Genomic DNA, 13,175 nt, shown 5'->3' on the forward strand with positions numbered 1-13,175 from the left:
GTAAAAGGAGGATGTATGATGAGTACAAAGAATTTAGTATATACAGCTTTAATGACAGCAATTATATGTGTCTTAGGATTAGTTCCTGGGATTCCACTTCCATTTATGCCTGTACCCATTGTTTTACAAAATATTGGGATATTTTTAGCAGGTATTATTTTAGGTAGAAAATATGGCGCACTAAGTGTCATTGTATTTTTATTACTAGCAGCTGCGGGTTTACCAGTCTTATCTGGAGGTCGTGGTGGTATTGGTGTATTTGCAGGACCATCAGCCGGTTTCTTATTCTTGTATCCAGTAGTAGCATTTTTAATAGGATTAGTAAGAGATCGCTATATTCAAAAAATTAATTTTATCGTGTTATTCATTCCAACAATTGTATGTGGCATTTTATTATTAGACATTGTAGGGACAATTATCATGGGCTTCATTATTGGAATGCCCGTAGGTAAAGCGATTGTCATCTCATTAACATTTATGCCTGGAGATTTAATTAAAGCTATCATAGCTTGTTTAATCGGTACAACAATGTTAAACCACTCTCGTTTTAAAAATTTGATACAATAAGCGTATTAAATTGTTTAAATACGTAGGGGATGAACGATATGGGCACAATATCTATGAAAAACATTGCTCAAGAAGGTCAACTTTATTTGGAAGATAAGCAAAAACTTATCTATTTAACACCTTCTCAACCACTGAAATATGATACAAACAAATGGGTTTATAAAACACTTCCCACTTTAGAACAATGGCATCAAGATATGGCACAACAATTTAAATTACATAAGCAACAATCATCTAATCACTTAGCATTTACTTTTCCGGAGAATGAATCACTCAATCCAACATGGCTTTCTGAAATTAAAAAAGCTGGCTTTCAATTAGGCGTATTAGAACTATATATAATAGATGGAACAGAGTTAGCTCAATTTAAACGACGACCTGATATAACAATACGTCGAGTAGATGTTAATAATATAGAAGATTATTTAGCTATCTATCGTTCGTTTGCTTTACCATACGGAGAAGCCTTCGCGAATGAGAGTGTTAACTCTACAAGAGAAACCATCTTAAATAAAGAAGATACGGTTTCAAGATGTGTTGCCTATTTAGAGGGAAAAGCAGTAGGAACTGTAGATGTTATTGAAACTGAAGAAACGGTAGAAATTGATAGCTTCGGTGTACTAGAAGGTCACCAACGCCAAGGTATAGGTACAACAATGCAATCTTATATTGGTGACATAGCAGGTGCACGTCCTGTTATACTCGTAGCAGATGGAGAAGATACCGCGAAAGATATGTATATTAAACAAGGCTACATCTATCAAAGTTTCATTTATCATATCGTTAAAGAAGATGTAGAATAAAAATAAAAAGAAGTGACGTCATCAAATATTTAATTTGACGACGTCACTTTTATTCTCTCTGGATGACTATAGACGTTAAAGTTACCGTCTCTTATAAAACCGATTGCTGTAATATTGAGATCGTTTGCGAGTGTAACTGCTAGAGTGGTAGGCGCTGATTTAGATAAAATCACACCTACGCCAATTTTAGCTGCTTTTAGCAATATTTCCGATGAGATACGACCGCTAAAGATAAGTACTTTATTTCTCACAGGAATATGACGTTGCAAGCAAAAGCCATAGAGTTTATCTAATGCATTATGACGACCAATATCTTGTCTGTGTTCGAAAAATTCGTTGCCATCACTAATAGCCGCGTTGTGTAAACCACCTGTTTTCTTAAATAAGGTACTTGCACTTTGTAGCGCAGTCATCATGTTCAACACTTGTTTAGGCGTTAAAGTGATTTTAGACATAGATGTTTTAGCAACAGCTGCATCATTATGAAAGTAAAACTCACGACTTTTCCCACAACAGGACGCAATCATTCGTTTAGTGGAGTATTCGAAACGATCGCCTAAATCTTTCGTCAACTCTACATGCGCAAATCCTTTACTATCATCAATTTGTAATGATTTTATTTCTTCTTTTTTGAAAATGGCGCCCTCAGAAGCTAAGAAACCAATGACTAATTCTTCCATATGAGTAGGACTACATATGACAGTCGCAAATTCAGTGCCGTTAACCATAATAGTTAATGGGAATTCAGTTACATAGCTATCGGTCGTTTCAATTAATTGTCCTTGTTCATAGCGAACAATAGATTGCCCTTGAAGTACATCTTTATCCATTTACGGATCTCCTTTATCGATAGATAGTTCTATAATAAAACTTTTTCCAATATTTCTAAAAGATTATGTTTATAATGATGATTGTATCTATATCAGAATAAGTTATAAATATTTAAAATATAATTTTAAAATATTTGTTATTGAACTTTTCAATAAATAAAAAAAAAAAGAGTATAATTAAAATTAGAACAATTTATTAGGAGGCTGAAGGAATGAATATAAAACATTTTGTTGCTGCAAGTGCTACATTTGCAGTTGTATTAGCAGGTTGTTCAAATTCTGGAAGTAGTGATGATAACAAGAAATCATCAGAGTCAAGCAATGATGGACAAAAACAAGAATTAAAAATTTCAGCGGCAGCTAGTTTAGGTGACGTGAGTAAAGAACTAGAAAAAGAATTCAAAAAAGATCATAAAAATGCGGATGTAACATTTAATTATGGCGGTTCTGGTGCTTTAAGAGAACAAATTGAAAAAGGTGCACCTGCGGATGTATTTATGTCTGCAAACACTAAAGATGTTGATAAGCTTAAAGATGAAAACAAAGCGCATGATACATATAAATATGCACATAATCAGCTTGTTTTAATCGGCGATAAAAATAGTGATGATGCGTCTGTTAAAGATTTAAAAGGTAACGAAAAATTAGCAATTGGTGAAGTGAAAACAGTACCAGCTGGTAAATATGCGAAACAATATTTAGAAGATCAAGGGTTATATAATCTAGTTAAAGATAAATTAGTATTCGCGAAAGATGTAAAACAGGTTCTAAATTACGTTGAAAAAGGTAATGCTCAAATGGGCTTTGTTTATGAAACTGATTTATACACTAATAATAAAAAAACAGATAAAGTAAACGAAATTAAAAAAGCAGACCTTAAGAAACCGATTACTTACGAAGCGGGTGCAACTTCAGATAATAAACTTGCTAAAGAATGGATGGATTTCTTAAAATCTGATAAAGCGAAAGACATCTTAAAAGATTATCATTTCGAAGTTTAAGGAGGTATAAAGTATGCCTGATTTAACACCTTTTTGGATATCCATTGAAGTGGCTGCGATAAGTACTATTATTGTCACAATCATAGGTATAGTTATTTGTCGGCTACTTTATAAAAAAAGAGGGCATTTTACTAAACTCCTTGAAAGTTTTATTCTATTACCTATTGTTTTACCGCCCACAGTGCTAGGGTTTATTTTATTAATTATATTTTCTCCTAGAAGTGCAGTAGGACAATTTTTTACAAATGTACTACATCTTCCAGTAGTATTTACAATGACAGGGGCAGTAATTGCGTCTGTCATTGTTAGTTTTCCATTGATGTATCAACATACGATTCAAGGATTTAGAAGTATCAACCCTAAAATGCTCAATACGGCACGTACTATGGGAGCTAGTGAGAATAAAATCTTCTTTCGTCTCATTCTGCCTTTATCTAAACGTTCTATTATTGCTGGTGTTATGATGAGCTTTGCACGTGCTATTGGTGAATTTGGTGCGACATTAATGGTTGCAGGTTATATCCCTAATCACACAAATACGCTACCGCTTGAGATTTATTTCTTAGTAGAACAAGGAAGAGAAAATCAAGCTTGGTTATGGGTGCTTGTGCTAGTGGCTTTTTCAATTACAGTTATTGGTATATTAAACTTTGCAAGCCGAGACCTTCCAGAGGAGGTAGAATAAATGTTAAAACTGAAATTACAGTATCAATTAAAAAAGACATTTATCGATATCAATATTAATGATGCTGCTCCTAAAATTTATGCTATACGTGGACCTTCAGGTATTGGTAAAACGACAGTACTTAATATGATTGCAGGTTTGCGTAAACCAGATAGTGCTTATATAAAAATCAATGATCATGTGATTTTAGATACAAATAAAAACGTCAATGTTAAGATTCAAGATAGACGTATCGGTTACTTGTTTCAGGATTATCAGTTATTTCCTAATATGACAGTAAGGAAGAATATTACATTTATGGCAAAACCTTCTGTACATATTGAGGACCTAACAAATCAATTAAATATACGTCATTTGATGGATCAGTATCCAGCTACACTTTCTGGTGGTGAGGCTCAACGTGTTGCTTTAGCACGTACGTTAAGTACTAAACCAGATTTAGTTTTACTAGATGAACCTTTTTCTAGTTTAGATGAAAATACGAGAGATGAAGGAATTAAACTTGTGAAACGTGTGTTTAAAGAGTGGAAGATTCCAATTATCTTTGTTACACACTCCAATTTCGAAGCCGAAGTATTGGCTGATAAAATAGTTAAGATTGACTAAAACAAGCACCTTTTTTTATTGAGGTGCTTTTTTAGTTTATAATTATATAATAAATTGACTTCAAATTAGAGAGGGTTTAATGAATGACACACGAGCGTTATTCAAGACAAATATTATTTAAAGCAATCGGTGAAAAGGGTCAAGAGATGATTGCTAATAAACACGTTTTAATTGTTGGGATGGGTGCATTAGGTACACATGTGGCTGAAGGTTTAACTCGTGCAGGTGTTAAAGCGCTAACGATTGTTGATAGAGATTATATTGAATTTAGTAATTTACAGCGTCAGACGCTTTTCACTGAAAAAGATGCTGAAAATATGCTACCTAAAGTCGTGGCTGCTAAACACCACCTTGAACAAATTAATTCAGATATTCACATTAACGAACATATTCAACATGTAGATTATTATTTTTTAGATACCCATGCTAAGGATATCGACTTAATTATAGATGCAACAGATAATTTTGACACACGACAGTTAATAAATGATTATGCTTATAAGATGGATATCCCATGGATATACGGAGGGGTAGTGCAAAGTACGTATGCACAAGCAACCTTTATTCCTGGAACAACGCCATGTTTTAATTGTGTGATGCCACAGTTACCATCTATTAATTTAACATGCGATACTGTGGGTGTGATTCAACCTGCTGTAACTATGACAACAAGTTTTCAACTAAGGGATGCACTTAAATTATTAACTAGTAATGACATACCAACGAAACTTACCTATGGTGATATTTGGGACGCTAGTCATTATACGATTGGTTTTAGTCGTATGCACCGTGAAGATTGTCCTACTTGTGGCAATGAACCAACTTTTCCGTATTTAAATCAAAATCACACATTATATGCTACTTTATGTGGTAGAGATACAGTACAGTATGAAAATCCGGATATTACTCAAGAGATGATAACGCAGTTTCTTGATAATCATCAATTAAAATATAAATCTAACCAATACATGGTAATGTTTGAGTTTAAAGGACATCGATTCGTAAGCTTTCAAGGTGGACGCATACTTGTACACGGTACAACAAAGACTTCAGAGGCGATCAATTTAATTAATCAATTATTTGGATAAAGGAGTGTTTAAGATGCACCAACATGAACATGAAAAAGTAGAAAGAAATATTCGTTGTGCAGTTTTAACAATTTCGGATACACGTGATAAAGAAAGTGATAAAGGCGGACAATTAGTCCAATCTTTATTACAAGATATGAATGTAGAAGTGGATGAGGAACATTATGCTATTGTCAAAGATAATAAAGAAGATATTCAATCTCAAATAGACAGTTGGTTGGCTTCTGATATCGATGTTATTATCACTACCGGAGGCACGGGTATTTCTCAAAAAGATATCACTATAGAAGCGATACGCCCATTACTGGATAAAGAAATTGAAGGCTTTGGCGAATTGTTTAGATATTTAAGTTATACAGAAGATGTTGGCACGAAATCACTTCTTTCAAGAGCGATTGCTGGTACTGTATTAAATAAATTAATCTTTACACTTCCTGGTTCAACTGGGGCAGTTAAACTAGCAATTGAGAAATTAATTAAGCCTGAATTAAATCATATGGTATATGAATTGAATAAATAATAAAAAGTCATGAGCGAGTAAAAATGATAGGTTTCCCTAATTTAATTACAAGCTCATGACTATTATAATTAAAAAGAACTTAACGTTGATAATCTCCTGATTTGCCACCAGATTTAGATTCAAGATAAGTTTCGCCAATAATCATACCTTTATCTACTGCTTTCGTCATGTCATAAATAGTTAAAGCAGTTGCTGAAGCTGCCGTTAATGCTTCCATTTCAACGCCAGTTTTACCAGTAGTAGATACGATGGTTGTGATATTTAATGTGTAAGTATGATCTTCATTAACTTGCCATGAGAAGTTGACATCAATACCAGTTAAAGGTAGTGGGTGGCACATTGGAATAATAGTGGCTGTATTTTTAGCAGCCATAATACCTGCAATTTGTGCAGTATTTAACACGTTACCTTTTTTATTTGTATTATCAATGATTTGTTGATAAATAGTTTGATTAACTGTAATGCTTGAATGGGCTTGCGCAGTACGCTTTGTAATGTTTTTATCTGAAACGTCTACCATTTTAGCATTACCTTGTTCGTTAATATGCGTGAATTCTGACATAATAACCCTCCTAGTAGAGTTAGTATATCACGAATTTTATTATTTTATGGAGATGAGAAGAATGGCTGTAGAAAAAAGAAATCCAATACCTGTAAAAGAAGCAATTCATCGAGTAGTACAACAAGATATTTTTACGAAGCATACTACTGTAGCTTTAGAAGATAGCTTAGGTCATATATTATCTGAAGATATCGTGGCAACTTATGATATTCCACGCTTTAATAAATCACCTTACGATGGCTTTGCGATTAGAAGTGAAGATTCAGCAGGGGCTTATTCTGAGAACCGTAAACAATTTAAAGTGATTGATCATATTGGTGCGGGCGCCGTATCTGAAAAAATAATAGGACAAAATGAAGCTGTACGTATTATGACAGGCGCGCAATTACCTGAAGGCGCTGATGCAGTAGTGATGTTCGAACAAACGGTTGAAGATGGTGATACATTTACTATTCGTAAACCTTTTGAAGAATATGAAAATGTGTCACTAAAAGGTGAGGAAACAACAACTGGCGATGTTGTTCTGAAAAAAGGACAGGTGATTAATCCGGGTGCTATAGCTGTGTTAGCTACTTATGGTTATACTGAAGTACCTGTTACTCAAAAACCAAGCGTAGCAATTATTGCTACAGGAAGTGAATTGTTAGATGTACATGAAGAGTTACAACCTGGTAAAATTCGTAACTCTAATGGTCCAATGATTCAAGCATTAGCTGAAAAATTCGGCTTAAAAGTAGAGACTTATAAAATTCAACAAGATGATTTACAAAGTAGTATTGAAGTTGTCAAAGATGCAATGGCTAAACATGATATTGTCATTACAACTGGTGGCGTATCAGTTGGAGATTTCGATTACTTGCCTGAAATATACAAAGCAGTAGATGCGGAAGTATTATTTAATAAGGTAGGAATGCGTCCTGGTAGTGTAACTACTGTTGCCGTAGCGAATGGTCAATATTTATTTGGTTTATCAGGTAACCCATCAGCTTGTTTTACTGGGTTTGAACTCTTTGTGAAACCAGCTGTTCAACATATGATGGGGGCTACAGCTTATTACCCGCAAGTCGTTAAAGCAACTTTAATGGAAGATTTTTCAAAAGCTAATCCATTTACACGTTTTATTCGTGCTCATGCATCTTTCTCTCGAAGTGGCGCGACAGTTGTACCATCAGGGTTTAATAAATCAGGCGCAGTAGTAGCGATTGCGCACAGTAACGCAATGATAATGTTGCCAGGAGGAACACGTGGATTTAAAGCTGGCCATACAGTCGATGTCATCCTTACTGAATCGAATGTTTTCGAAGAGGATATGACGTTATGATTTTTCAAATAGTAGGTTTTAAAAATTCTGGGAAAACAACGCTCATGCAACATACTATCAAATTTTTAAAATCACATGGCTATACCGTAGCTACTATTAAACATCATGGACATGAAGGAGAAGATATCACCCTACAAGACAGTCAAGTTGATCATATGAAACATTTTGAAGCGGGTGCCGATCAAAGTATCGTGCAAGGTAGCGAATATCAACAAACAGTTACACGTGCGCATAAACAAAACCTTACTCAAATTATTGACGAATCTGTTACAATAAGTTGTAATATCATTTTAGTTGAAGGCTTTAAAAATGAAGACTTTGATAAGGTGATTGTGTATCGTAACCAAGAAGAACTTAATGAATTATCAAATTTAAGTCGTGTGCGTTATCGTTATCATTTTCAAGAAGAGAATGCACTAGAACATTATGAAGAATGGTTACTAGATTGGATTAAACAAAAGGACTGACATATATAATGAAACAATTTGAAGTCGTTACTGAGCCAATTGAAACTGAACAGTATCGAGACTTTACTTTAAATGAACATCAAGGTGCGGTTGTAGTCTTTACAGGGCATGTACGTGAATGGACGAAAGGTGTTAAAACAGAATACCTAGAATATGAGGCATATGTCCCAATGGCAGAGAAGAAACTTGCACAAATTGGTGATGAGATAAATGAGCGTTGGCCTGGGACGATTGCTACGATAGTGCATCGTATTGGGCCACTTCAAATTTCTGATATAGCGGTACTTATCGCGGTATCATCACCTCATCGTAAAGATGCATATCGAGCGAATGAATATGCGATTGAACGTATTAAAGAAGTTGTGCCTATTTGGAAAAAAGAAATTTGGGAAGATGGCGCTGAATGGCAAGGCCATCAACGTGGTAGTCACGAAGAAGCAACTAAAGGAGATGTCTAACGTGAAGGTGTTATACTTCGCAGAAATAAAAGAGATATTACAGACTGACTCTGAAATGATAAATATTAATGAGGAGCTTAGCGTAGAGCGCTTTGAACAAATGTTATTTGAACGTCACCCCTCTATCAAAGATAAAAAATTTCAAGTTGCAGTCAACGAAGAATTTGTAAAAAAAGAGGATATCATACAGCCAACAGATGTCGTGGCATTGATTCCACCAGTTAGTGGGGGTTAAAAGGGAATGAAAGCAATTATATTAGCAGGCGGTCATTCAGAACGTTTCGGCAAAGCAAAAGCCTTTGCTGAGATTGATGGCCAAATGTTTTATCAACGTATTATTCATGTGCTAGAAGAAACGAACATGTTTAATGAGATTATTATTAGCACGAATGATCAGCTTGCTAACCAATTTAAACATGACAATATTATTGTCGATGATTCAGAAGAGAAAGATAAAGGTCCACTTGCAGGTATCTATACCGTAATGAAAGCGTATAGTGACGAAGAATTATTCTTTGTCGTATCTGTAGATACACCGATGATTACTGGGAAAGCGATTAGCGCGTTATATCAATTTATGGTTTCTAAATTAATTGAAGATCAAATTGATATTGCTGCTTTCTCTGAAAATGAAAAAATTATACCAACTATCGCATTCTATAGTCCAGACATCTTAAATATTATGGAACAAGCATTGAAATCAGATGATTATAGCTTACGACATGTCTATCAACAGGTGAATATTAAGACGTTAGACGTAAACGAAATTAACTCACCAGACTATTGGTATAAAAACATTAACTATCAACATGACTTGGACACTTTAAAACAACAAATAAATTATTAAGGAGGTCCGTGTTATGGTAGCTCAAATTAAGGATAAACTAGGACGCCCTATTCGAGATTTGCGTATATCAGTAACTGATCGTTGCAACTTTAGATGTGATTACTGTATGCCGAAAGAAATCTTTGGGGATGACTTCGCATTCTTACCGAAAGATGAATTATTAACGTTCGAAGAAATGGTCAGAATTGCTAAAGTTTATGCTGAATTGGGTGTGAAGAAACTACGTATTACCGGTGGAGAACCGCTACTAAGACGCAATTTATATCAATTGATTGAAGAACTTACGCGTATAGATGGTATTGAAGATATTGGAATGACGACGAATGGCTTATTATTAAAGAAACATGGTCAAAAACTCTATGATGCTGGTTTACGCCGTATTAACGTGAGTTTAGACGCGATTGATGATGAAGTCTTTCAAGCTATTAATAATCGTAATATTAAAGCTTCTACGATACTAGATCAAATTGATTATGCTGTATCGATCGGTTTCCATGTAAAAGTTAATGTGGTCATTCAAAAAGGTATTAATGATGATCAAATTATTCCAATGATTGAGTATTTCAAAGATAAAAACATCGAAATCAGATTTATAGAATTTATGGATGTCGGTAACGATAATGGTTGGGACTTTAGTAAAGTGGTTACTAAAGACGAAATGTTAGAAATGATTGAAGAACAATTTGATATAGAACCTTTACCTCCTAAATATTATGGAGAAGTGGCTAAATACTATAGACATAAAGATAATGGAGCGAAATTTGGGCTCATTACAAGTGTATCAGCTTCATTCTGTTCTACTTGCACGCGAGCACGTCTATCTTCAGATGGAAAATTTTATGGTTGCTTATTTAGTACAGTAGAAGGTTTTAATATTAAATCGTTTATTCGCTCAGGCGTTACAGATGATGAATTAAGAGAACAATTGATTCATTTATGGAATGTACGTGATGACCGCTATTCAGATGAACGAACAGAACAAACAGTGAAGAATCGTCAACGTAAAAAAATTAATATGAATTATATCGGTGGTTAAATGTTAAGCTATAGCAAAGTGATTAATTAATATCAATTGCTATAGCTTTTTAATTAAGTAATGATTTGCTCTCGATTAAATAGTTAGATGGAAAAAATATGGTTTAAGTATGGAATGTATGAGTAGAAAAGACCTCATGAAAATCAAGTTTTATATTAAATAAGTAATGATATTAAAATAAAATTTGTAATAGATTAAATTGTGTATATGTTATATAATTAAATTAAGCAATTTTAATTATGTAATGCAATTACTACAACAGAGAATCAACATTGGAGGCATTTTTATGAATAACAAAGTACAACGTTTTATAGCAGCTGAAAGAGAATTAAGTCAATTGAAACACTGGTTAAAATCATCATATAAAATTTCAATAGAAGAATTTGTCGTACTTTTTAAAGTCTACGAAGGTAAAAAAATTAGTGGTAAAGAATTACGTGATACATTACATTTTGAAATGTTATGGGATACAAGTAAAATAGATGTAATTATTCGTAAAATTTATAAAAAAGAACTTATTTCAAAATTACGTTCTGAAACAGATGAAAGACAAGTATTTTATTTCTTTAATGCAAAGCAACAACAATTATTAGATAAAATGAAAAGTGAAATTGAAGCAATTGGTATTGCTAACTAATAAATAATTAAAATACCGCAATGACGTTAAATTAATAACGTATTGCGGTATTTTTTTATAATTTAATTTGTTGTGCTTTTAACTTTTCGTCCATGTACAAAGAAGTAAAGGGCAGTACATAAAACAGCTACTACAGCCATAATAATATAAACTTGAGTATAAGTAATTGAATTAGTGAACAAGCCTAGTAATGAAGGTCCGAATCCAATACCTATATCTAAACCGATGAAGTAAGTAGAAGTAGCGATACCATATTTACTTGAAGGTGAAACTTTAATAGCAATGGCTTGCATTGAAGATGATAAGTTACCATATCCAACACCTAAAAATACACCTGAAAGTAACAACATCCAGCTGCTATGACTTATTACTAATAAAACGAAAGAAATGATTAAGGCTACAAATGCCGGATAGACTACCACATTTTCATTTTTAGCATCAATTAAACGACCAGCTATCGGACGAGTAATTAACGAAGCAACAGCATAACAAATAAAGAAATAACTAGACGCTTCTACTAAGTGACGTTGTTCAGCGAAGAATTTTAAGAACGTTAGAATTGAAGCGTAATTCAAACCGATAACCATCATCACAATAGCTACTGGCACGGCTTCTTTAGCAACAAAATTGTGAATACTGAAACTTGAAGCTTTTGAAATTTTTTTATCTGTATCATTCGTAACAGGGTTAAAGTCAATTTTAATAAAGATTGAAATAAGTAAGCTAATCACGCCAAGAATAACACAGATTACAAATAATAGATTAATTGAAAAAGATTTCATTAATAAAATCCCGAAAAATGGGCCAACTGCTGTTCCTAATACTAAACTTAAAGAAAATAAACTGATGCCTTCACTTTTACGTGATACAGGCGTTACATGTGCAGCAATTGTACCAGTTGCTGTTGTGGCTACTGCAGTAGCAATACCATTAATTAAACGTACAAACATAAGAAAGCCAATTGATCCAGGAATAAAATAAAGTAATTGCGTAATAACTAAGAAGATAAGTCCAGTAATTAATATCTTTTTAGGACCAAATTTATTGACATACTTCCCAGTAGCAAAACGTCCAATTAATGAGCCAACGATAAAGAGACCTACAACTAGACCTGAAAGGCTGTCAGAAGCATGAAACGATGTTTTACTATAATCAGCGATAATAACAAGTAATAAATACATGCATAAATACACAAAGAAGTTAATCGTAAAGTTCACAGTGAAACTCTTCGTAAAAATAGGTTGTTTTAAATTTTGAGCTTGGTTCATTCTTTCTCTTCCTCCTCAGATAATGTTTGATGTAATTTAGCCATAGTTGAAATAACATGTTCTAAATCTTCAGTAGTTAAATTTGATTTTTCAATCAAATGATTTTGAATAGGGATAATTCGATAATTCACCTCTGTAAAAAACTGTTGGCCTTTTTCAGATAGATTCAAAATCTTCTCTCTTTTATCTTGACCTGTTGTAATAGTGAGCAATTCTTTTTCAGATAACGCTTTAATAATCTTTCGAGTGGTAGGTTTTTCAATAAAACGGCGCTTAGAAATTTGAACTAGTGTAGTAGGAGCACTATTTGCTATATCTCTTAGTACTAACCACTGACCAGTATGCAAATCAAATTCATCTAATATAGGTTGCGTACGTTTAATATAAGGGCGATAAATACCAATAAAACTATTAAAGAATTCATTTGTAAGCATAAAATAACTCCTTTTATAAATAGTTAGCTAAGCTAACTATTGAAA

The 13,175-nt window shown here is 33.5% G+C and carries 18 protein-coding genes; 14 read left to right on the forward strand and 4 right to left on the reverse strand.

Translation table 11 applies throughout. The annotated features are described in order from the left end of the window. Positions 1–18: 18 nt before the first annotated feature. Together E2558_RS07180 and E2558_RS07185 are read left to right on the forward strand one after the other, a co-directional pair. Entirely contained in the window at positions 19–567 is a 549-nt protein-coding gene (locus tag E2558_RS07180; RefSeq protein ID WP_126565833.1) for a biotin transporter BioY, read from the forward strand. 38 nt (positions 568–605) lie between these two features. Continuing rightward, entirely contained in the window at positions 606–1,370 is a 765-nt protein-coding gene (locus E2558_RS07185) for a GNAT family N-acetyltransferase (protein ID WP_126565832.1), read from the forward strand. A gap of 29 nt (positions 1,371–1,399) precedes the next feature. Here the strand turns inward: E2558_RS07185 and fdhD are convergent, their stop codons facing one another. Beyond that, the gene (fdhD, locus tag E2558_RS07190) at positions 1,400–2,200 is read right to left on the reverse strand and encodes a formate dehydrogenase accessory sulfurtransferase FdhD (RefSeq protein ID WP_126565831.1); all 801 of its coding nucleotides are present in this window, start codon (positions 2,198–2,200) and stop codon (positions 1,400–1,402) included. Positions 2,201–2,412: 212 nt separating this feature from the next. On the opposite strand from fdhD, the gene modA reads away from it, so the two are divergent. The 5 genes from modA (at position 2,413) to E2558_RS07215 (ending at position 6,100) form a co-directional block, all read left to right on the forward strand. Further along, positions 2,413–3,201 (forward strand): molybdate ABC transporter substrate-binding protein, encoded by a 789-nt coding sequence (gene modA, locus E2558_RS07195; protein WP_126565830.1) that lies wholly within the window; start codon positions 2,413–2,415, stop codon positions 3,199–3,201. A gap of 13 nt (positions 3,202–3,214) precedes the next feature. Then, complete coding sequence (modB, locus tag E2558_RS07200) at positions 3,215–3,886, forward strand: molybdate ABC transporter permease subunit (protein WP_126565829.1); 672 nt, start codon at positions 3,215–3,217, stop codon at positions 3,884–3,886. Then, positions 3,887–4,492 (forward strand): ATP-binding cassette domain-containing protein, encoded by a 606-nt coding sequence (locus tag E2558_RS07205; RefSeq protein ID WP_126565828.1) that lies wholly within the window; start codon positions 3,887–3,889, stop codon positions 4,490–4,492. 83 nt (positions 4,493–4,575) lie between these two features. Beyond that, positions 4,576–5,580 (forward strand): ThiF family adenylyltransferase, encoded by a 1,005-nt coding sequence (locus E2558_RS07210; RefSeq protein WP_126565827.1) that lies wholly within the window; start codon positions 4,576–4,578, stop codon positions 5,578–5,580. A gap of 13 nt (positions 5,581–5,593) precedes the next feature. Continuing rightward, positions 5,594–6,100: a MogA/MoaB family molybdenum cofactor biosynthesis protein gene (locus E2558_RS07215; RefSeq protein ID WP_126565826.1), complete on the forward strand. Its 507-nt coding sequence runs from the start codon at positions 5,594–5,596 to the stop codon at positions 6,098–6,100. 79 nt (positions 6,101–6,179) lie between these two features. Here E2558_RS07215 and moaC read toward each other — a convergent pair whose 3' ends face one another. Beyond that, entirely contained in the window at positions 6,180–6,662 is a 483-nt protein-coding gene (gene moaC, locus E2558_RS07220; protein WP_126565825.1) for a cyclic pyranopterin monophosphate synthase MoaC, read from the reverse strand. 61 nt (positions 6,663–6,723) lie between these two features. Between moaC and E2558_RS07225 the strand changes: the two genes are divergently transcribed. The 7 genes from E2558_RS07225 (at position 6,724) to E2558_RS07255 (ending at position 11,428) form a co-directional block, all read left to right on the forward strand. Next, a complete protein-coding gene (locus E2558_RS07225) occupies positions 6,724–7,983 on the forward strand; it encodes a molybdopterin molybdotransferase MoeA (RefSeq protein WP_126565824.1) in 1,260 nt (419 codons plus the stop codon). Next, a complete protein-coding gene (gene mobB, locus E2558_RS07230) occupies positions 7,980–8,450 on the forward strand; it encodes a molybdopterin-guanine dinucleotide biosynthesis protein B (protein ID WP_126565823.1) in 471 nt (156 codons plus the stop codon). Before E2558_RS07225 ends, mobB begins: the two co-directional genes overlap by 4 nt. Positions 8,451–8,458: 8 nt before the next feature. After that, positions 8,459–8,908 (forward strand): molybdenum cofactor biosynthesis protein MoaE, encoded by a 450-nt coding sequence (locus tag E2558_RS07235; protein ID WP_126565822.1) that lies wholly within the window; start codon positions 8,459–8,461, stop codon positions 8,906–8,908. A 1-nt stretch (position 8,909) separates the two neighbouring features. Further along, positions 8,910–9,143 (forward strand): molybdopterin converting factor subunit 1, encoded by a 234-nt coding sequence (moaD, locus tag E2558_RS07240; protein ID WP_126565821.1) that lies wholly within the window; start codon positions 8,910–8,912, stop codon positions 9,141–9,143. 6 nt (positions 9,144–9,149) lie between these two features. Then, positions 9,150–9,755, forward strand: a complete 606-nt coding sequence (gene mobA, locus E2558_RS07245) for a molybdenum cofactor guanylyltransferase MobA (protein WP_126565820.1) — start codon at positions 9,150–9,152, stop codon at positions 9,753–9,755. A gap of 13 nt (positions 9,756–9,768) precedes the next feature. Further along, complete coding sequence (gene moaA, locus E2558_RS07250) at positions 9,769–10,791, forward strand: GTP 3',8-cyclase MoaA (protein ID WP_126565819.1); 1,023 nt, start codon at positions 9,769–9,771, stop codon at positions 10,789–10,791. Positions 10,792–11,077: 286 nt separating this feature from the next. Next, entirely contained in the window at positions 11,078–11,428 is a 351-nt protein-coding gene (locus E2558_RS07255) for a SarA family transcriptional regulator (protein ID WP_103329052.1), read from the forward strand. Between the two features lie 62 nt (positions 11,429–11,490). Here E2558_RS07255 and E2558_RS07260 read toward each other — a convergent pair whose 3' ends face one another. Next, complete coding sequence (locus E2558_RS07260) at positions 11,491–12,696, reverse strand: MFS transporter (protein ID WP_126565818.1); 1,206 nt, start codon at positions 12,694–12,696, stop codon at positions 11,491–11,493. Next, the gene (locus E2558_RS07265) at positions 12,693–13,130 is read right to left on the reverse strand and encodes a MarR family winged helix-turn-helix transcriptional regulator (protein WP_126565817.1); all 438 of its coding nucleotides are present in this window, start codon (positions 13,128–13,130) and stop codon (positions 12,693–12,695) included. Before E2558_RS07265 ends, E2558_RS07260 begins: the two co-directional genes overlap by 4 nt. Positions 13,131–13,175: the final 45 nt, after the last annotated feature.

It is taken from the genome of Staphylococcus pragensis, from assembly GCF_004785665.1.
Taxonomy (GTDB): domain Bacteria; phylum Bacillota; class Bacilli; order Staphylococcales; family Staphylococcaceae; genus Staphylococcus; species Staphylococcus pragensis.

Excerpts from the sequence above, each read along its gene's own strand:
- E2558_RS07180 (WP_126565833.1), top strand. The coding sequence starts at position 19 with ATGAGTACAAAGAATTTAGTATATACAGCTTTAATGACAGCAATTATA.
- E2558_RS07185 (WP_126565832.1), top strand. The coding sequence starts at position 606 with ATGGGCACAATATCTATGAAAAACATTGCTCAAGAAGGTCAACTTTAT.
- fdhD (WP_126565831.1), bottom strand. The coding sequence starts at position 2,200 with ATGGATAAAGATGTACTTCAAGGGCAATCTATTGTTCGCTATGAACAA.
- modA (WP_126565830.1), top strand. The coding sequence starts at position 2,413 with ATGAATATAAAACATTTTGTTGCTGCAAGTGCTACATTTGCAGTTGTA.
- modB (WP_126565829.1), top strand. The coding sequence starts at position 3,215 with ATGCCTGATTTAACACCTTTTTGGATATCCATTGAAGTGGCTGCGATA.
- E2558_RS07205 (WP_126565828.1), top strand. The coding sequence starts at position 3,887 with ATGTTAAAACTGAAATTACAGTATCAATTAAAAAAGACATTTATCGAT.
- E2558_RS07210 (WP_126565827.1), top strand. The coding sequence starts at position 4,576 with ATGACACACGAGCGTTATTCAAGACAAATATTATTTAAAGCAATCGGT.
- E2558_RS07215 (WP_126565826.1), top strand. The coding sequence starts at position 5,594 with ATGCACCAACATGAACATGAAAAAGTAGAAAGAAATATTCGTTGTGCA.
- moaC (WP_126565825.1), bottom strand. The coding sequence starts at position 6,662 with ATGTCAGAATTCACGCATATTAACGAACAAGGTAATGCTAAAATGGTA.
- E2558_RS07225 (WP_126565824.1), top strand. The coding sequence starts at position 6,724 with ATGGCTGTAGAAAAAAGAAATCCAATACCTGTAAAAGAAGCAATTCAT.
- mobB (WP_126565823.1), top strand. The coding sequence starts at position 7,980 with ATGATTTTTCAAATAGTAGGTTTTAAAAATTCTGGGAAAACAACGCTC.
- E2558_RS07235 (WP_126565822.1), top strand. The coding sequence starts at position 8,459 with ATGAAACAATTTGAAGTCGTTACTGAGCCAATTGAAACTGAACAGTAT.
- mobA (WP_126565820.1), top strand. The coding sequence starts at position 9,150 with ATGAAAGCAATTATATTAGCAGGCGGTCATTCAGAACGTTTCGGCAAA.
- moaA (WP_126565819.1), top strand. The coding sequence starts at position 9,769 with ATGGTAGCTCAAATTAAGGATAAACTAGGACGCCCTATTCGAGATTTG.
- E2558_RS07255 (WP_103329052.1), top strand. The coding sequence starts at position 11,078 with ATGAATAACAAAGTACAACGTTTTATAGCAGCTGAAAGAGAATTAAGT.
- E2558_RS07260 (WP_126565818.1), bottom strand. The coding sequence starts at position 12,696 with ATGAACCAAGCTCAAAATTTAAAACAACCTATTTTTACGAAGAGTTTC.
- E2558_RS07265 (WP_126565817.1), bottom strand. The coding sequence starts at position 13,130 with ATGCTTACAAATGAATTCTTTAATAGTTTTATTGGTATTTATCGCCCT.